General features: G+C 45.9%; 19 protein-coding genes. 4 read left to right on the top strand and 15 right to left on the bottom strand.

The features are described 5' to 3' along the window. Positions 1–63: 63 nt before the first annotated feature. The 5 genes from ABXT70_RS02150 to murJ form a co-directional block, all read right to left on the bottom strand. Positions 64–498, bottom strand: coding sequence for an FKBP-type peptidyl-prolyl cis-trans isomerase (locus tag ABXT70_RS02150; RefSeq protein WP_443641543.1), 435 nt, complete (start codon positions 496–498; stop codon positions 64–66). Continuing rightward, positions 482–991, bottom strand: a complete 510-nt coding sequence (gene lspA / locus ABXT70_RS02145) for a signal peptidase II (RefSeq protein ID WP_443641542.1) — start codon at positions 989–991, stop codon at positions 482–484. The genes ABXT70_RS02150 and lspA overlap by 17 nt, the downstream gene beginning before the upstream one ends. Further along, positions 984–3776 carry an isoleucine--tRNA ligase gene (ileS, locus tag ABXT70_RS02140; protein ID WP_443641541.1) on the bottom strand — a complete coding sequence of 931 codons (2793 nt, stop codon included), beginning with the start codon at positions 3774–3776 and terminating at the stop codon, positions 984–986. The genes lspA and ileS overlap by 8 nt, the downstream gene beginning before the upstream one ends. 36 nt (positions 3777–3812) lie before the next feature. Continuing rightward, a complete protein-coding gene (ribF, locus tag ABXT70_RS02135) occupies positions 3813–4748 on the bottom strand; it encodes a bifunctional riboflavin kinase/FAD synthetase (RefSeq protein ID WP_443641540.1) in 936 nt (311 codons plus the stop codon). Between the two features lie 116 nt (positions 4749–4864). Then, positions 4865–6451, bottom strand: coding sequence for a murein biosynthesis integral membrane protein MurJ (gene murJ / locus ABXT70_RS02130; RefSeq protein WP_443641539.1), 1587 nt, complete (start codon positions 6449–6451; stop codon positions 4865–4867). A gap of 245 nt (positions 6452–6696) precedes the next feature. Here murJ and rpsT point away from each other — a divergent pair, with 245 nt between their 5' ends. Beyond that, positions 6697–6957 (top strand): 30S ribosomal protein S20, encoded by a 261-nt coding sequence (rpsT, locus tag ABXT70_RS02125; RefSeq protein ID WP_443641538.1) that lies wholly within the window; start codon positions 6697–6699, stop codon positions 6955–6957. Between the two features lie 196 nt (positions 6958–7153). On the opposite strand, the gene proB is transcribed toward rpsT, so the two are convergent. The 4 genes from proB to rplU form a co-directional block, all read right to left on the bottom strand. Next, the gene (gene proB / locus ABXT70_RS02120) at positions 7154–8299 is read right to left on the bottom strand and encodes a glutamate 5-kinase (protein ID WP_443642470.1); all 1146 of its coding nucleotides are present in this window, start codon (positions 8297–8299) and stop codon (positions 7154–7156) included. Beyond that, positions 8271–9482, bottom strand: coding sequence for an Obg family GTPase CgtA (gene cgtA, locus ABXT70_RS02115; RefSeq protein ID WP_443641537.1), 1212 nt, complete (start codon positions 9480–9482; stop codon positions 8271–8273). Before cgtA ends, proB begins: the two co-directional genes overlap by 29 nt. A gap of 177 nt (positions 9483–9659) precedes the next feature. Further along, complete coding sequence (gene rpmA / locus ABXT70_RS02110; RefSeq protein ID WP_443641536.1) at positions 9660–9917, bottom strand: 50S ribosomal protein L27; 258 nt, start codon at positions 9915–9917, stop codon at positions 9660–9662. Positions 9918–9934: 17 nt separating this feature from the next. Next, complete coding sequence (gene rplU / locus ABXT70_RS02105; protein ID WP_443641535.1) at positions 9935–10246, bottom strand: 50S ribosomal protein L21; 312 nt, start codon at positions 10244–10246, stop codon at positions 9935–9937. A gap of 329 nt (positions 10247–10575) precedes the next feature. Here rplU and ispB point away from each other — a divergent pair, with 329 nt between their 5' ends. The 3 genes from ispB to fabB all read left to right on the top strand — a co-directional run bounded on the left by ispB (position 10576) and on the right by fabB (position 13414). Beyond that, a complete protein-coding gene (gene ispB, locus ABXT70_RS02100; protein WP_443641534.1) occupies positions 10576–11544 on the top strand; it encodes an octaprenyl diphosphate synthase in 969 nt (322 codons plus the stop codon). An 85-nt stretch (positions 11545–11629) separates the two neighbouring features. After that, the gene (fabA, locus tag ABXT70_RS02095; RefSeq protein WP_443641533.1) at positions 11630–12145 is read left to right on the top strand and encodes a 3-hydroxyacyl-[acyl-carrier-protein] dehydratase FabA; all 516 of its coding nucleotides are present in this window, start codon (positions 11630–11632) and stop codon (positions 12143–12145) included. Between the two features lie 54 nt (positions 12146–12199). Continuing rightward, on the top strand, positions 12200–13414 hold the full coding sequence (gene fabB / locus ABXT70_RS02090; protein WP_443641532.1) for a beta-ketoacyl-ACP synthase I: 1215 nt from the start codon (positions 12200–12202) through the stop codon (positions 13412–13414). A gap of 62 nt (positions 13415–13476) precedes the next feature. On the opposite strand, the gene ABXT70_RS02085 is transcribed toward fabB, so the two are convergent. The 6 genes from ABXT70_RS02085 to rfbD form a co-directional block, all read right to left on the bottom strand. Further along, positions 13477–14016 carry a lysophospholipid acyltransferase family protein gene (locus ABXT70_RS02085; RefSeq protein ID WP_443641531.1) on the bottom strand — a complete coding sequence of 180 codons (540 nt, stop codon included), beginning with the start codon at positions 14014–14016 and terminating at the stop codon, positions 13477–13479. A 172-nt stretch (positions 14017–14188) separates the two neighbouring features. Then, entirely contained in the window at positions 14189–14437 is a 249-nt protein-coding gene (moaD, locus tag ABXT70_RS02080) for a molybdopterin converting factor subunit 1 (RefSeq protein WP_443641530.1), read from the bottom strand. After that, positions 14434–14931 (bottom strand): cyclic pyranopterin monophosphate synthase MoaC, encoded by a 498-nt coding sequence (gene moaC, locus ABXT70_RS02075; RefSeq protein WP_443641529.1) that lies wholly within the window; start codon positions 14929–14931, stop codon positions 14434–14436. Before moaC ends, moaD begins: the two co-directional genes overlap by 4 nt. A 15-nt stretch (positions 14932–14946) precedes the next feature. Further along, positions 14947–16074, bottom strand: coding sequence for a 1-acyl-sn-glycerol-3-phosphate acyltransferase (locus ABXT70_RS02070; protein ID WP_443641528.1), 1128 nt, complete (start codon positions 16072–16074; stop codon positions 14947–14949). Positions 16075–16090: 16 nt separating this feature from the next. Then, positions 16091–17083, bottom strand: a complete 993-nt coding sequence (gene moaA / locus ABXT70_RS02065; protein ID WP_443641527.1) for a GTP 3',8-cyclase MoaA — start codon at positions 17081–17083, stop codon at positions 16091–16093. A gap of 154 nt (positions 17084–17237) precedes the next feature. Continuing rightward, on the bottom strand, positions 17238–18131 hold the full coding sequence (rfbD, locus tag ABXT70_RS02060) for a dTDP-4-dehydrorhamnose reductase (protein ID WP_443641526.1): 894 nt from the start codon (positions 18129–18131) through the stop codon (positions 17238–17240). Positions 18132–18134 lie beyond the last annotated feature (3 nt).

The raw sequence follows: 18134 nt of genomic DNA, 5'->3' as shown, positions 1-18134 counted from the left end.
TTTTGTAAATTATCCTGCGGGGACTCAAGGTAATGATGGATACCTGTCGTCACTAATGGCGCATTATTGGCTGACGGCTAAAATTTCCACTTCGAATTTAAGCTCTACACCTGCCAAAGGATGGTTAAAATCCATAACCACATCATCCCCATTAATGGTTTTTACTACCCCTGGAAGCTCGGTGTTAGCTGCATCAGAGAAGCTAACCACCAAACCTTGCTCTAGCACCATGTCAGGGCCAAACTGGTGACGTTTGAGGGTTTGTAAGTTGGCTGGATTATGCTGACCAAAGCCGTTTTCTGGGGCCACAGTAAAGGTTTGATGATCACCTACCACCAAACCAATGAGGCAGGACTCAAACCCAGCCAACAAATTACCATCACCTATGGTGAGCTCTACAGCACCTTTATCAAAGGTGCTGTCTATGGTTTCGCCACTAGCATGATGTAAGGCAAAGTTTAGCGTTAAATGAGAAGATGCGTTAATGCTTTGAGTCACGCTTTGCTGCCTTTTCTGATTGCCAAAAGTCGATAAATAAACCCACCACACCGATAAAAATCAAACTGTCGGCCAAATTAAATGCGGGAAAGTAATAAGGGGGGTAATACACCAACAGGTAATCCACCACGTAGCCATTTACCACACGATCAACCAAATTGCCTAAGGCTCCTGCTAGTACTAAACTTAAGCTTAGCCCCAACAAGGTTTCGGTTTTTGGCGTACGCCTTAACCACATTATTAGCCAACCGCTAATACCCAAGGCGATGATCGACAAAAACCACCGTTGCCAACCAGGTTGGGAAGCCAAGAAGCTAAATGCTGCACCCTTGTTGTGTACCAACATTAGGTCGAAGAAAGGCATGACATTAAGCCTTTCTGCATAGTTAAACTGCTGTGTGATCATCCACTTAATACAGAGGTCCAAAGCCCACAGCACCATTACCAACCATATAAACCGACTCAAAGCCGACGTTTTCAGCAGGTTAGGCAAACTGACGAACCTCTCCAGAACCACTAACGTTATCAACACAACGGCCACATAGTTCTGGCTCTTCTGCGATAACACCTACATCTTCACGGTGATGCCAACAGCGCTCACACTTAGTATGTTCAGACGCGTCAATATCCAAACGCAAGCCTACAAATTCTGTCTCAGCACCGCCGTTTTCACCAGCCACCAACGATGCCTTTGATGTCAGCAATACAAAACGTAACTCATCACCCAACTGGTGTAATTGAGCATGTAATTCTGGCGCCGCAAATAAAGTAATTTCAGCACTTAAGGAACCACCAATCACGCCTTGATTACGCTGAGTTTCTAAACTCTTATTAACAGCCTGCTTTACGTCCATGATTTGTGCCCAATAACCAGCGGTCATGCTGGTGACCTTGGCCTGAGGAATGGCGTACCAAACGTCCAACTGCACAGATTCAGCTCGCTTCCCGGGAATATGTTCCCATAATTCATCGGCCGTATAACTTAATATAGGCGCAATCCAGCGGGTCATAGTTTCGATAAGATGATACATTGCAGTCTGTGCCGAGCGACGAGCAAGGCTGTCTGCTGCGCACGTGTATTGGCGGTCTTTAATAATGTCTAAATAGAAACCGCCCAAGTCTTGTGAGCAAAAGTGGGTAATTTTTTGATACACAGCATGAAAGTTATAACTATGGTAGGCCGCTTCAATTTCTGTTTGTAGTTCCGCGGCGCGTCCAAGAACCCACTGATCCAAAGCCAGCATATCATCTACTGCAACCAAGTTATCGGCGGGTGTAAAGCCGTTGAGGTTAGACAATAAGAAGCGTGCTGTATTACGGATACGACGGTAGGCATCAGCAGTACGATTAAGGATTTCATCGGACACAGCCATTTCTGCACTGAAGTCCGTAGACGCCACCCATAGGCGAATAATATCTGCACCTAACGTGTTGCATACTTTTTGTGGTGACATGACGTTACCAATGGACTTAGACATTTTTCGACCTTGTCCATCTACGGTAAATCCATGGGTCAATACCCCTTTATAAGGCGCTACACCATGCATAGCGATGGAGGTTTTCAAAGACGATTGGAACCAACCACGATGTTGGTCCGAACCTTCTAAATAAAGATCTGCTGGAAATCTTAATTCTGGACGTTGCTCTAATACCGAATAATGCGTAGTACCAGAATCAAACCATACGTCCATGGTATCTGTAACTTTTTGATAATCTGCCGCCTCTTCACCCAAGAGGTCTGCAGCGTCTAGTTCAAACCATGCATCGATGCCATTTTCAGCCACTTTTTTCGCCACTTCTTCAAACAACTCAGCGGTGCGTGGGTGCAACTCTTGGGTTTGTCGATTAACAAACAAAGTGATGGGTACGCCCCAGGTACGCTGACGAGATACACACCAGTCTGGGCTAGATGACAACATACCAGAAATACGGACTGCACCCCATTCAGGGTGCCAAGCTACATTTTTTACCGCCTCAAGCGCCTTTTCTAATAAGCCGTTTTCCGACATAGAAATAAACCACTGGGGGGTAGCGCGATAAATGAGTGGAGTTTTGGTACGCCAGCAATGGGCATAGCTGTGAGTAATTTTAGCTTGGTGCACTAAGGTGCCATGAGCCTCTAGGGCTGCAATAACTTGGTCATCTACCTTATAAACATGGGCACCAGAAAATTCGCCAGCAGCGTCTACGAAAACACCATTATCATCAACCAAATTAAGGGTGCCAATGCCGTAGGTGCGGCCTACGTTGAAGTCGTCCACACCATGGTCTGGTGAGGTATGCACGCTACCTGTACCCGCTTCTATAGTGACATGGTCACCCAGAATCAAAGGCACTTGGCGCTCATCGTAGAAGGGGTGTTGTAGGGCTAGGTTTTCTAGTACTTGGCCCCTGGCTTCACCTAACACCTTGAAGTCATCAATACCGTAGCGTGCCATGGCACTAGCAACAAGATCCTTAGCAAACACTTGGCATTCACCATTCACTTGCACTAGAACATAATCCAATTCTGCATGCATACTCACCGCTTGACTAGACGGTAAGGTCCAAGGAGTAGTAGTCCAGATTACTACGGAGGTTGGCAAGTCAGTCACTACACCAAAGGCGTGGTTCCATGCCTGTTGATCTAAAACGCCATAACGCACATCGATTGAAAGGGACACCTTGTCTTGGTATTCAACTTCTGCCTCAGCCAGCGCTGAAGCGCCAACAACACTCCAGTAAACTGGCTTGTAACCTTTCACTAAGTGGCCGTTTTCAACAATTTTTCCTAGGGAGCGGATGATGTTAGCTTCCGTCTCAAAGCGCATGGTTTTATAGGGGTTTCCCCAGTCACCAATAATTCCTAAACGAACAAAATCTGCCATTTGGCCGGCCACCTGTTTTTCTGCATAGGCACGGCACTTCTCACGGAATACGGCGTGGGTAACTTTATTGCCCGCTTTGCCGATTTTTTGCTCTACCTTGTGTTCAATAGGTAGTCCGTGACAATCCCAGCCTGGCACATAAGGAGCATCAAAACCACTTAAAGTCTTCGACTTAACGATGATGTCTTTTAAGATCTTATTGACTGCGTGACCAATGTGAATATCACCGTTGGCATAAGGAGGGCCATCATGCAAAATAAACTGCTCGCGGCCTTTACCTACCGCACGCAATTTACTATACAGATCCATTTGCTGCCACTTCTTGAGTATTTTAGGCTCACGTTGGGCTAAGTTACCACGCATTGGGAAGTCTGTTTGAGGTAAGTTCAAGGTGGATTTATGGTCGCTCATGCTTTTGTTCGCTTCTTAAATAATAATCAATTAAGTCTATTGGGATGCAACGGCAAAAAAATCTTTGGCAGTCTGCATGTCTAGTTCTATCTGTGCTTGCAACTGCGCAAGTCCATCAAATTTTTGCTCACTACGGATATACTGGCAAATTTCTACACTAATGGTTTTACCATATAAATCGCCATTAAAATTAAACAAATGCACTTCTAACTGAGGCTGGACACCTGCAACTGTAGGACGATATCCGATATTAGCTATACTAGTAATAGGTTGATCCAACAACCCATGCACCAAAGTAGCGTACACACCTTGCAGTGCTGGTCGAGGTTTTTGCAAACGGATATTAGCCGTTGGCACACCTAACTTACGGCCCAGTCGCTGCCCATAAGCCACTTTACCAGTAACGATAAAAGCGCGGCCTATAAACCGTCTGACAGCCTCTAAGTCATGAACTTCCAATGCATTACGAATTCGGGTACTGGATACACGTTCACCATCTAGCTCACAGGTTTCCGTACTCTCCACGTCAAAACCATGGTTCAAACCTTCAGTTTGTAATAACGCATAGTTTCCAGTGCGCCCTTGGCCAAAACGGAAATCATCCCCCACAACAAAATGACTCACGGCTAACCCGCTCACCAATAATTGTTGGATAAAATCATGGGCACTAAGGCCTAGTAACTTAGCATCAAAACGCAGGCACAGAACTCGGTCGATGCCATGTTGTTCCAGTAACCACAATTTTTCCCGTAACCGTGTTATTCGACGTGGGGCCTGATCCTTGGCAAAGTACTCTAAGGGCTGTGGCTCAAACAAAATAACCACCGCAGGCAAGCCCTGCATAATAGCCTTTAGTTTTACTTGGCGGAGCACACGTTGGTGGCCCAGATGAACCCCATCGAAATTTCCAATGGTCGCCACACAGCCGCGGTGTTCCGGCTTGAGGTTATAAAGACCACGAATAAATTCCATAAACACTCGTCAAATTTGAGGCCATTGACCTCAGCAAAAAGTAAGCGTTGCATTATATACCAGACCGGACTCATTTTGCGACTTAGAAACCGCTTATTAGAAGGCGATATTTGGGCCTATTTTGGGCCCTGTAAATGCCGCCACCGAAGACCCATTAACACTAGCCCAATGCCATAGGCCAAAATACCCAGAACCACGATTATCGCTAACTGCTCTACCCGCTGCCATAAGCCCCACACAAGCCACCTTTGAACAGGTTGAAAAGTGAGGTAAATAACACCACATAGTGCCCCACTAGCTAGCAATATGCGTAATGAAAATATTCCCCAACCGACACAGGGCTGCCAAATTTTTTGACGATATAACCCAAAACCCAAAAGCACCGCATTTAGTAACGCAGACAAGGAGGTGGCCATAGCTAAACCCACGTGGGCAAACTGCCAAACCAACAACAAATTCAATAACATGTTGCTCGCCATAGCCCAAATACCAATACGCACAGGTGTTTTCATATCTTGTCGTGCAAAGTAACCTGGAGCCAACACTTTAATCAACATAAAAAATAGCAAACCAAGGGCATAAGCACGTAAACTGGCAGCACTAAACAGCACGTCTTGATCACCCATAGCGCCGTAGTGAAATAGCGTCGCTACCAGCGGCTCAGCCAACAGTCCCAAAGCAATTGCTGCGGGCACACCAACCAACAACACCATACGTAAGGCCCAATCTATCGTATCACTAAATGCTTGAGGTGATTTTGATGCATGCCTTTGGGATAACCCAGGCAGAATAACCGTAGCGATAGCGATGCCAAACACACCTAACGGCAACTCCATCAGCCTATCCGAATAATATAACCAGGACACACTGCCACTTTGCAACAAAGACGCCAGTACTGTGTCTAATAACAAATTAATTTGCGCTACTGACACACCAAACATAGCAGGCAGCATCAATTTCATCACTTGTTTTACGCGTGTATCACTAAATCCAAGGCGTGGGCGCACCAACAAGCCCAACTGAGCCACAAAAGGCAACTGCAAGGCTAATTGCAAAATACCAGCAGCCAACACACCCCAAGCCAATGCCATCACTGGTATGGTCATTTGTGGCGCGAGCCAAAGGGCCGCCGTTATTAAACTCACATTGAGCAATACAGGAGTGAGCGCTGGAATGACAAACCGTTTAGCATGGTTTAATAAACTACCTAAAAAACCAGTCATGGATATCAGCAATAAGTAAGGAAAGGTAATACGCAACATATCTGCAGTTAAGCCTAATTTACCACCATCGCCTGCAAACCCTGGTGCAAATACCAAAGCCAACACCGGCGCAGCAACCAAAGCGATCACAGTGATCACACTCAATACCATCAGCAAGCTTCCGGCCACCTTACTGACCATGGCTTTAAGGAGTTGTTTGTTATCCTGCTGACTCATTTCTGCCAGCACGGGCACAAAGGCCTGATTAAACGCACCTTCGGCAAACAGTCTGCGTAAGAAGTTGGGGATTTTAAAAGCTACAAAAAACGCATCGGCATGGGAACCTGCACCAAATAAGGTGGCGATAACCACATCCCGCACCAAACCCAAGATCCTAGATAACATCGTCATACTGGCTACGATAAGACTGGAACCCAGCAAACCTTTTGCACCCTTAGATGGGTTCGGTGAAGACAGGTTAGATGACGAATAAGAACTCATAGATCCCTATAAATTATTAATTACAGGACAAAAAGTGCATTATTTTTGTCTGCTTACGGATGATTTATCCCATGTTAACGCAAAAACCTTAAAATGAACTGATATTTATAACAAAAAGGCCCAATCTAAGTTGACAAGAGGCGCCCAAACGGGAATAATTTCGCACCTCATAAACACCCTGCTATAAATCTTGTGTTTAACACTTTATTTTAAGCTTTTAATTATATTTATATAGGAGCCAGATCGTGGCCAATTCCGCTGGATCAAAGAAACGCGCTCGCCAGGCAGAAAAACGTCGCAGTCATAACGCAAGCCTGCGCTCCATGGCACGCACATACTTAAAGAAAGTTATCGCTGCTATTGAAACTGGTGACAAAGAAGCTGCCCAAGCCGCGTACGCAACTGCCGTATCTATCATGGACAAGAGTGTCTCTAAAGGCATTTATACCATGAATAAAGCTGCTCGCCATAAGAGTCGTCTAAGTTCAAAAATCAAAGCTTTATAATTTATTATAAGGTTTATAAAAAACCGGCTAAAGCTGGTTTTTTTGTGCCCAAATTAGGCGTACAAAGATCACTTTAGGTAACCTGAGCTTACTTAGCCACCGGCATTTTATCACTCAAACTATTGCCTCAACTCAATTGATTCTTTGCCGCCCAATAGTTCTTCTATACCTTCAGCACCGTTAAAGAGTCACTGGCCTAGAGAAGAACTAGGTTGTCGCGATGAATTAGTTCAGGCTCTGCAACATAGCCAAGGGTTGCCTCAATTGCATTACTGGCCAAGCCCATGATTTTGAGGGCTTCAGGAGAGGAGTAATTAACCAGACCACGGGCAATTGTTTGGCCATGAGAATCAAGGATTAGCACCATATCGCCACGAGTAAAATCACCTTTAACTAAGCTTACACCCACAGCTAACAAACTCTTACCTTGCTGAGTAAGCACTCTTGCTGCACCGGCATCCAAACGCAACTCACCCTTGGCCTTAAGGTGGCCAGCAAGCCACTGCTTACGAGCTAACAGAGGTTCTTGATCGGGAACAAATAAAGTCCCTAGGCTTTCGCCTTGGCGCAGGCGTTGCAAAACATCAGTAGTGCGCCCGTTAGCAACAATGGTGTTGGCGCCTGAGCGAGCAGCAAGTTTAGCGGCCTGTATTTTTGTAAGCATTCCACCACTGCCTAAACTACCTGCAGATCCACTAGCCATATGGATAAGAGCAGGGTCACCAGCGTGTACTTGCGTCAATAGTTTAGCATCGGCATGCTGCCGAGGATCTTTGTCGCACAAGCCATCTTGATCAGTAAGAATGACCAATAAATCCGCTTCTACTAAATTAGCTACCAAGGCACCCAAAGTATCGTTATCACCGAAACGAATTTCATCCGTGACAACCGTATCATTTTCATTAACCACTGGGATGACGTTATGACTCACCAAGGCACGCAAAGTGCCTCGCGCATTAAGATAACGCTCACGGTGAGTTAAATCATCATGGGTAAGGAGAATTTGTGCGGTGCGCATGCCATGGCGCGAAAAACTTTCTTCATAACATTGCACCAAACCCATTTGCCCAACAGCTGCTGCAGCCTGAAGGTTATGGATTTCTTTTGGACGCTGGGTCCAACCCAAGCGCACCATACCTTCGGCAATAGAACCTGAAGATACCAATACAACTTCTACACCCTGTTGACGTAACTGCGCTAACTGATCAACCCAGCCTGCAATGGCCCGCTTATCCAGGCCTTTACCGTCATCGGTCAGTAACGCACTGCCAATCTTAACCACCCATCGTTGGCCACTCACAGCGACCACATGGCTAGTCATAGGTGTACTCGACTTCAACATCATAGTCGTCGTCATCATAGTCCTCATCGTCAAGATCAGCATTGCCTTGCGCAGCTAGGCGCTGCTGATGACGAGCTAGCTTAAACTGCTGGACCCGTTCACGAGCTTCTTGCTCCAAACGCAACTTCAATTCTTCTTCTTGAGCAGCGTATTCTGGGTCTGCAAGGGTGCGCTCATTACGTTCTTCAATGTAGTCCATGATGTCGCCAGCAAGTTTTAGTGTTCCTTGCTTATTAATGGCAGCAATTTCAAATACTGGGCCTTTCCAGTCCAGCGCATCAACAACAGACTGGCAAAGCTCTTGGCGCTCATCGTCTGGCACTAAATCGAGCTTATTAAGTACCAACCAACGCTCACGATCTGCTAACGCCGGGCTAAATTTCTCTAGTTCACGGACAATTATTTTGGCCGATTCTGCTGGAGTAATGTCATCCCAAGGCGCCATGTCTACCAAATGTAATAGCAAACTGGTGCGAGATAAGTGCTTAAGAAATTGAATACCAAGGCCTGCGCCTTCTGCGGCACCTTCGATAAGGCCTGGAATATCAGCTACCACAAAACTACGATGGCGCTGCATGCTCACCACACCAAGGTTAGGTGTAAGGGTGGTAAAAGGATAGTTTGCCACTTTGGGTTTGGCAGCAGACACTGCACGAATAAAGGTGGATTTACCAGCGTTAGGCAACCCCAACAAACCCACGTCAGCTAACACCTTCAGCTCAAAGCGTAGATTACGCTTTTCACCAGGAGAACCGTTAGAGGTTTGGCGAGGAGCGCGGTTTACACTTGACTTAAAACGGGTATTTCCTAAACCGTGGAAACCACCTTGAGCAACTTTCACAACCTGACCCACTTCAGCTAAGTCGGCTAGCACTTCATCCGTATCGCGGTCAACGATAGTGGTCCCAACAGGAACCGTTAGGGTCATGTCTTCGCCAGAACCTCCAGTACAATCACTACCCTTACCAGATTCACCAGACTGAGCCTGGTAGCGTGGCTGAAACCGGTAGTCAACCAAGGTATTGAGAGTCTCATCAGCTTCTACGAAGATACTGCCACCATCACCACCATCACCACCATCCGGGCCACCACGAGGAATGTACTTCTCACGCCGAAAGCTCAAGCAACCATTGCCGCCTTTACCTGCTTCCACAATGACGTTACTTTCGTCAACAAATTTCATACATTCTCCGTACAGCCCAAGCTGCAAGATAAAGGCTCCGCGCCTTGATCAGTAATATTTAAATTGCCACACATCTGACGTCCTGCGTTGTGGCATACCGCTCGTCCTGAGCACAAAAAAGCCCCGCTAGGCGGGGCTCTTTTTAAAGACCCCTAAGGCCTCTTCAGGTTCTTAGCCTTAAGCCGGTACGATAGTAACGAACTTACGGTTTTTAGGACCTTTAACTACAAACTTAACGGTGCCAGTTACTGTAGCAAACAAGGTGTGGTCTTTACCACAGCCTACATTTGTACCAGCGTGGAAGTGAGTTCCACGTTGACGAACTAGAATGTTACCCGCTGCAACAGCTTGACCGCCAAAGCGCTTCACGCCTAAGCGTTTCGACTCTGAATCGCGACCGTTACGAGTACTACCACCTGCTTTCTTATGAGCCATGGGTTATCTCCTTACGATTAGGCACTAATGCCAGTAATCTTAACTTCGGTGAACCACTGACGATGACCCATCTGCTTCATGTGGTGCTTACGACGCTTGAACTTCATGATGCGCACTTTCTTGCCGCGACCGTGAGATACGATCTCTGCAGAAACATTAGCACCTTTAACAACAGGGGCGCCGATCTTCACATCTTCACCGTTGACTACCAAAAGCACACGGTCAAAATCAACGTTAGCGCCGACTTCAATGTTCAGTTTTTCTAGCTTAAGGGTTTCACCCTCTTCTACACGGTGCTGCTTGCCACCGCTTACAATTACTGCGTACATACACTTCTCCAATATGTGCTGATCCGGCTACTAAAAAAAGGCCTGCTGCTAATAGCATTTTAAGGCCCACAAGTGGTTCTTAAAAGTGCCATATGACAGGGAGCAAGTTGGACCAGTCACAGGGGGCGTAATATTACGCTAACTCACACCCATTCACAAGCACATAAGGGCAGTATATTAAGGGTTTTTAGTGGCCGCTTGCAGATACTTAAAGCCATGTAAAAAGCCGTTAGAATACTGCACCTGCACTTGGCGCTTTCCTTGACACTTGAGCTCTAGCTCACTAGCATGGCGCACTTAACTTTCTAACATTCGATTCCGCATAACCTATGCAGGCTACCGACCTATACTCTTCAGTAAGAGACGACTTCACAGCCGTTGATGCTGCCATTATTGAGCACCTTAGCTCACAAGTTCCGCTAGTGGAAAAAATTGGCCAATACATCATAGAAAGCGGTGGTAAACGCCTACGGCCACTATTAGTACTACTGGCCGCACGGGCCTGTGGTTACCAACAAGACCAACATATCACCCTTGCTGCAGTCGTTGAGTTCATCCACACTGCCACATTACTGCACGATGACGTGGTGGATACTTCTGATCTGCGGCGTGGCAAACCTACCGCTAATAATAAGTGGGGCAACTCCTCTAGCGTGCTCGTGGGGGATTTTTTATATTCTCGCGCCTTTCAAATGTTGGTCTCCATTGGCCAAGTTGATGTCATGGATACCTTATCGAACGCTACTAACGTCATCGCAGAAGGTGAAGTACTACAACTACTTAACGCCAAAAACCCAGACGTAAGCGAAGCCGACTATCTACACGTAATTCTTGGCAAAACAGCCATGCTATTCGAAGCAGCAAGCCATACAGGTGCTCAACTAGCTAAAGCCAACACCGAACAAGCAGACGCCTTGCGACGCTTTGGCCGACATCTTGGTATCGCATTTCAGCTAATAGATGACCTAATGGATTACGCTGGCGACCAAGCCACCATGGGCAAAAATGTAGGTGATGACTTAGCCGAAGGCAAACCCACCTTGCCACTTATTCATGCTATGGCCCATGCCACAGACGATGAACGCAAACTCATTCGCAAAGCTATTAGACAAGGCAGCTGCGAACACATTAGCGAAATTCAATCTATTCTCAGCCGCTGTGGTTCCTTGAACTATACCCACGCTAGAGCCTGCCAAGAAACCCAAGACGCCTTAACTTGCCTTGAATCACTTAATGATTCGCCCTATAAAACATCCTTAGCTGATTTATGCACCCTAGCCTTAACCCGACAAAACTAATAATGCTATAATGCTGTTCTAGTTAGTTATTATCCCTAGTTACCAAACAGTACTACCTACAAAGTTACCATACGGAAATATAATCATGAGCAGACCCTCTTCCTTTAACCGTGACGAATTATTGTCCTGCGGCAATGGCGAAATGTTCGGCTTAGGCAATGCACGCCTACCCGTTGGCAACATGCTTATGATGGATCGTATTACTCACATTTCTGAAACTGGGGGCAGTAACGATAAAGGTCAAATTATTGCAGAGTTGGATATTCATCCAGGCCTATGGTTCTTTGATTGCCACTTCCCAACTGATCCAGTAATGCCAGGCTGCCTAGGTTTAGACGCTATGTGGCAGATCGTTGGGTTTTACCTTGGTTGGAAAGGCAACGAAGGCCGCGGCCGTGCTTTAGGTTGTGGCGAAGTTAAGTTTTTTGGCCAAGTGTTACCCACTGCTAAAAAAGTAACCTACAAAATTGATATCACTCGCTGCATTGAGCGCAAATTAGTGATGGGTATTGCCAACGCCAGTATGGAAGTGGATGGTAGAGAAATCTACACCGCCAAAGATTTACGTGTTGGATTGTTTACCAGTACAGACGATTTTTAAGCTATTAATGACGCCTAAGGCACATTATCTAACTGCACATTAACGAGGTCTATTATGCGACGTGTTGTCGTTACCGGATTAGGAATTGTATCTTGCATTGGACACAATCAAGAGGAAGTTTTAGCATCCCTGCAAGCAGGTAAATCAGGTATTAGCTTTCAACCTGAATACCAAGAAATGGGATTCAAAAGCCACATAGCAGGCAGTGTCGATATTGACTTTGCGAGCTTAATTGACCGCAAATTAATGCGTTTTATGGGTGATGCCGCTGCGTACGCCTATTTATCCATGCAACAGGCTATTGCCGACTCTGGCTTAACAGAAGATCAGGTGTCTAACCCGCGTACTGGATTGATTGCTGGCTCTGGCGGCGCCTCTAACGGCAATGTTGTAGAAGCCGCCGATGGCATGCGTGAAAAAGGCCTACGCCGTGTAGGTCCTTACCGGGTTACCCGCACCATGGCCAGCACCGTATCTGCCTGTTTAGCGACACCTTTTAAAATCAAGGGTTGTAACTACTCCATTACTTCTGCCTGTTCCACCAGCGCCCACTGCATTGGCAACGCCATGGAACAGATCCAGCTCAACAAACAAGATGTCGTTTTTGCTGGTGGCGGTGAAGAACTGCACTGGAGCCAAAGTGTGTTGTTTGATGCCATGGGTGCATTGTCTAGCAAGTACAACGAAACACCGACAAAAGCTTCCCGCGCTTACGATGCTCACCGTGATGGATTTGTTATCTCAGGCGGCGGCGGTATGCTAGTACTAGAAGAACTAGAACATGCCAAGGCTCGCGGCGCAAAAATCTATGCAGAACTAGTTGGCTACGGTGCCACTTCAGATGGCTATGATATGGTTTCACCTTCTGGTGAAGGCGCGATGCGCTGTATGCAACAAGCCTTGAGCACTATGGACAAACCAATTGATTACATCAATGCCCATGGCACCAGCACACCAGCTGGTGACATACAGGAACTCAAGGCAGTGAAATCTGTATTTGGTGACAGCTGCCCGCCAATTACTTCTACTAAATCACTCACAGGCCACTCTTTGGGCGCTGCAGGTGTGCAAGAAGCGATATACAGCCTGTTAATGCAGGCCAATAACTTTATTGCAGCTTCTGCCAACATAGACGAATTAGATGAAGGTGCCAACGGCATGCCTGTTATTACCAAGAAGCAGAACAATGTGGCATTAACCACTGTAATGTCTAACAGCTTTGGTTTTGGTGGTACTAACGCCAGTTTGGTGTTTACTAAGTACGTTTAAAATAATGGGTTTTAGTTTGCAGTTTGCAGACAACTACAAGCTGCAAACACTGAATCTATTAACTAAGAAATCTCTGCTAAATTCTCTGTCATCCAACCAACCATCTGTTCGTGCATCTCTTTTGTAGGTGCATCAGGGCTAATTGGCTGGCCAATTCTCACTTCAACTTTACCAGCCTGCTTCAGCCATTTGCGCGGTGTAGACAAGCGCCCACTATTTTGCACGATAGGCAGTATTGGCACGCCAGCTTGGTGAGCCAACATGGCAGCCCCTTTGGTGCAGGAGCCTAATCGTCCCGGAGGACAGCGCGTGCCTTCAGGGAAAATAACCACAGAAATACCTGCATTCAAACGCTCACAACCCTGCTGGGAAAGCTGTTTCAGTGCATTGGTTTTGCGTTTACGATCTATGGCAATGGGGTTAAGCATAGCTAAAGCCCAGCCAAAAAATGGAATGTATAACAGTTCACGCTTCAGTACCGTACTTACCGGCAAACCCATGGTCAAAAGATAAAATGTTTCCCAATCACTCTGGTGGTTGCACGCCACAACCAAGGGCTGATCTTTAGGTATATTGTCTAAGCCTTTTATGTCAAAACTCACACCACACGTTATATTCATCCACTGCAGTACGCAGCGATTGCAATAACCAACAAACTTAAATCTAAGACGCCGCTTTACAAGAGGGGAAGTAACCACCAACAGTGTTGAAGCAACAATGGAAATAACGCCTAAACCGATATAAAAGAGTACCGCTCTAATAAATAAAATACGTTTAGCCTCCCGTTACTGGTGGGAAAAATGCCACTTCTGAAGATCTTGACACCACCGTCTCTGCCTTAGCCATGATTTGATCTACTGCAACTAGTAAGGTTTCATTGTTAAGATCGTGAGCCCAATGGGGGTGGGTTTGTATCATACCCTCCAGCAACTGTGACACTGTCACATTAAACTCTATAGAGACCTCAGTACCAGCAACGCCAAGCTGTTCTTTAAGCTGTCCAAAAAAAAGCACCTTAATCATGCATTACCTACCACTGAGGCATCCGCCACCCAATGGCCACTTTTACCACCTTGTTTTTCCATCACTCGTAATCCAGTAATTGTCATACCACGGTCAACGGCTTTACACATATCATAGAGCGTTAGAGCTGCAGTAGAAGCTGCACACAAGGCTTCCATTTCTACACCTGTGCGGCCATTAAGCTTGCACATGGTATCAATGCGAACACGATTCAGTTCCAGTTCTGGCGTCAACTCTACACTGACCTTAGATAACATAAGAGGATGACACAGGGGAATTAAGTCACTGCACTTTTTTGCTGCTTGAATACCCGCTATACGCGCCACGGCCAACACATCGCCTTTTTTATGTTTCCCATGGGTAATTAATGCCAAGGTTGTTGGCAACATTTCCACAAAGGCTTCGGCCCGAGCCACACGGGTGGTGATGTCTTTTTCAGATACATCTACCATGTGAGCATGACCTTGGCTGTCTAAATGAGTCAATTGTGACATAAAGTGGGGTTATCCTTAGCCTGCTACTGCGGCATTAAATTGTTGTTGGCGCAACACTGGATTGACATACATAGCTAGTGCATATTCTTTTTGCTTGACCGTAAGATCTGCAAAGCGCTGTTGCAAGGCATCTATAGATGGATGGGGTTTTCCCATAGTCATTGCATGAGCTGCCATGTTAGTGCCATGCAATTGGTAGTTCTTAGCAATACTTGAATCTATGGCGATGGAAATTTCTTCTGGCGTATTAAACTGACCTTCCAAGGGTTCACCGAAGACAACATGAACTTTACCTTTATAACCCACAATGCCCTTAACAATGCTTTTCATATCTTCAAATTTAGCTTTAACGTATTCACCACTGCTCGCCAAAGCTTCCAATTCACAAGCTTTAGCTTTGTCGCAAGGGTCAAATTCATAGGCAATAGACACGGGTACTATGTGCAAACTGTTAATATAGTCTGCGTAACTTTGGCCTGATTTCTTCTTACTCATATAGAGCATTTTCATCACTGCGGCATCAGTCGCGTCAATCCCATCTTTGGCACGGCCTTCTCGCTGAGCGATCCAAATATTGTGTCCCGCATGTACAGAATGATCGATATAAGTCGACAAATCCATATAGGCTTTCACTTTTTCACGCACTCCAATTGCGGAGCGCTTAACCACAAAACTTTTATTTAAGCGCATAATGTCGCTTACATAAGGTTTTTGCAAAAGATTATCACCAATAGCTACACGAGCTGTTTCCAAACCTTGTTGATCTAAACCATAACTCACCAAGGCCGGGTCCATAGTGATATCTCGGTGGTTAGAGATAAACAAATAACCTCTACCTGGTTGTAGTTTATCCAGTCCACTATAGGTTAATTTCGACACGGTACGCCTAAGCATTTTCCCCATATATTTGGCTATCATCTTTTGCCATGAAGCCACATCTGTAACGTGCCTAAATTCTCGCTTGAGCGCCCATTGGATGAGAGGATTTAAAGCAGGGCCCAAAAGTGCTTTTAAACGAGGAAATTTAAAGCGCCCCAATACATCCAGCAGCTCTTTGTTATTCACAAGTGCATCTATTACCGGCCTAACTTCTTCGTCGTTATAGGGTCTAATATCATGAAACGGATCAATGTTGTTGGTCATGTTTATGTAATTCTTATTATCCGCCAGTGGCGTTCATAAATCGGAGGATTTGCGGCTTCTCGTGCAAATCAAAATAGTGTTTTTCAGGTTTCAGTGCCATAGATGCAATAATGGCTTGTTTTAAAGGTGCTACTTGCCCAGGCTGGCCACGCAGTATTGGCATAAGATCGACGCTGTGTTCATTGCCTAAACATAACAACAAACGCCCCTCTACAGTCACCCTTACACGGTTACAGTCACCACAAAAGTTATGGCTATGGGGAGAGATAAAACCAATCCGAGTGTCATGATTTGGCATACTGTAGTAGCGTGATGGTCCTGCAGTTTTTTGAGGGTGATGAATTAATGGGTAACGTTGTTCTATGATTTCACGCACGTCGTCACTGGAACAATAAGTAATGGCGCGATCATGACTTTCGATTATACCTAGAGGCATTTCCTCGATAAATGCAATATCAATACCTTTATCTCGAGCAAACTCAACCAAGTCGAGCACTTCATCATCGTTACTACCGCGCATCACCACCGCATTAATTTTTATCCGCTCAAAACCTTCTTCAATAGCCGCATTAATACCCTGCAAAACCTGTGGCAATTTTCCAGTGCGCGTCATTACTTTAAACTTGGCTTCATCTAAAGAGTCTAGACTTACATTTAAGCGTTTTACGCCCGCATCTTTAAGGGCTTTGGCATAACGCACTAATTGAGAACCATTGGTGGTGATCAGCAGTTCATCTAGTCCCTCAATGCGGCCTATTTTATGTAAATTATCGACCAAACCTCTACGAACTAGCGGCTCTCCTCCCGTTAAACGGATTCGGTTCACCCCCAACTCCACAAACGCACGGGCAACAAGCTCAATTTCTTCGATACTCATAATGCTTTCGCGAGGCAAAAAAGTCATTTCTTCTGCCATACAATAAACACACCGAAAGTCACAGCGGTCGGTAACGGAAATACGCACGTAATCGACTTGGCGTCCAAAATCGTCTATTAGCTGATGTTGCATAGGTTCACTCTTGGCCACACTGAATGGCCGCTTCAAAATTTAATTACGAGACATTATACCCGCCCTTGCCCATCTCTTCTAACTTAGCCACAAATCTTTTTCGATTACTCCGGATTTTAGTCGTGGTTGGGGGCTGTTAGGAAGGATTATTAATTTATTCTGCAGCCCTAAACACCTGATCGATTACCTTAACAAGCCCAGAGCGCCAGGGTCTCTGACGGATACCAAAAGTGGACAGGATTTTACTACAGTCCAGCACGCTGTAGGCGGGCCGAGGCGCGTTTGCCGGCCACTCAAGACTAGTCACAGCATTAATGGTTTGAGCTTGGGTAACACCATGTTTTTTTGCTGCAGCAAGTATGGCTTCAGCAAAACCTTTCCAAGTAGTTACTTCAGCGCCACTGTAATGATAGGCACCCCAAACATTAATATCACATTCTAACTGTTCAATTATTGCAATAAGTACGCGAGCCACATCGTTGGCATAAGTAGGGCATCCCTGTTGGTCCGAAACAGCTTTTACATAATGATGCTCTTGCAATTGCCGCAGGGTTCTTAATACAAAATTATTACCTTGGGCGCTGAATATCCAACCCACACGAACAATAATGTGTTTGGGACAGTGTTGCTTGATCGCTTGCTCTGCAGCAAGCTTGGCCTCGCCGAAACAATTCACTGGGGCCGTATAAGCGTCTTCTTTGTAAGGCACTCGCTGCTCACCATCAAACACGTAATCAGTCGATAGGTGCAATAATGGCAGATCTAAGCCATGACAGGCCTGAGCTAACACTATGGCTACATCATGATTGGCAACGTGGCTTTTGTGCGGATTGTCTTGAGCCACATCCACCACAGAATCACTTACCGTATTCACCACATAATCCGGCTCGTAACTTGAAATAGCCGCTTGAATAGGTTCCAGTTGCAAGCTAGTGAGTGTACTGTCGTCAAACCAAACCACAGACATTCCTGCGCCCAATGCCCTTGCGCAAAGGGCAGAACCGACTTGGCTAGATGGGCCAGTGACCAGAAGTTTTATATTCCTCATGGT

This window comes from Candidatus Njordibacter sp. Uisw_039 (assembly GCF_047730075.1).
In the GTDB taxonomy this organism is placed as follows: Bacteria; Pseudomonadota; Gammaproteobacteria; order Pseudomonadales; family Balneatricaceae; genus Njordibacter.
This window is presented reverse-complemented; position numbering and strand designations above follow the sequence as displayed.

Excerpts from the sequence above, each read along its gene's own strand:
- ileS (WP_443641541.1), bottom strand. The coding sequence starts at position 3,776 with ATGAGCGACCATAAATCCACCTTGAACTTACCTCAAACAGACTTCCCA.
- ribF (WP_443641540.1), bottom strand. The coding sequence starts at position 4,748 with ATGGAATTTATTCGTGGTCTTTATAACCTCAAGCCGGAACACCGCGGC.
- murJ (WP_443641539.1), bottom strand. The coding sequence starts at position 6,451 with ATGAGTTCTTATTCGTCATCTAACCTGTCTTCACCGAACCCATCTAAG.
- proB (WP_443642470.1), bottom strand. The coding sequence starts at position 8,299 with ATGTTGAAGTCGAGTACACCTATGACTAGCCATGTGGTCGCTGTGAGT.
- cgtA (WP_443641537.1), bottom strand. The coding sequence starts at position 9,482 with ATGAAATTTGTTGACGAAAGTAACGTCATTGTGGAAGCAGGTAAAGGC.
- rpmA (WP_443641536.1), bottom strand. The coding sequence starts at position 9,917 with ATGGCTCATAAGAAAGCAGGTGGTAGTACTCGTAACGGTCGCGATTCA.
- rplU (WP_443641535.1), bottom strand. The coding sequence starts at position 10,246 with ATGTACGCAGTAATTGTAAGCGGTGGCAAGCAGCACCGTGTAGAAGAG.
- ispB (WP_443641534.1), top strand. The coding sequence starts at position 10,576 with ATGCAGGCTACCGACCTATACTCTTCAGTAAGAGACGACTTCACAGCC.
- fabA (WP_443641533.1), top strand. The coding sequence starts at position 11,630 with ATGAGCAGACCCTCTTCCTTTAACCGTGACGAATTATTGTCCTGCGGC.
- fabB (WP_443641532.1), top strand. The coding sequence starts at position 12,200 with ATGCGACGTGTTGTCGTTACCGGATTAGGAATTGTATCTTGCATTGGA.
- moaD (WP_443641530.1), bottom strand. The coding sequence starts at position 14,437 with ATGATTAAGGTGCTTTTTTTTGGACAGCTTAAAGAACAGCTTGGCGTT.
- moaC (WP_443641529.1), bottom strand. The coding sequence starts at position 14,931 with ATGTCACAATTGACTCATTTAGACAGCCAAGGTCATGCTCACATGGTA.
- ABXT70_RS02070 (WP_443641528.1), bottom strand. The coding sequence starts at position 16,074 with ATGACCAACAACATTGATCCGTTTCATGATATTAGACCCTATAACGAC.
- moaA (WP_443641527.1), bottom strand. The coding sequence starts at position 17,083 with ATGCAACATCAGCTAATAGACGATTTTGGACGCCAAGTCGATTACGTG.
- rfbD (WP_443641526.1), bottom strand. The coding sequence starts at position 18,131 with ATGAGGAATATAAAACTTCTGGTCACTGGCCCATCTAGCCAAGTCGGT.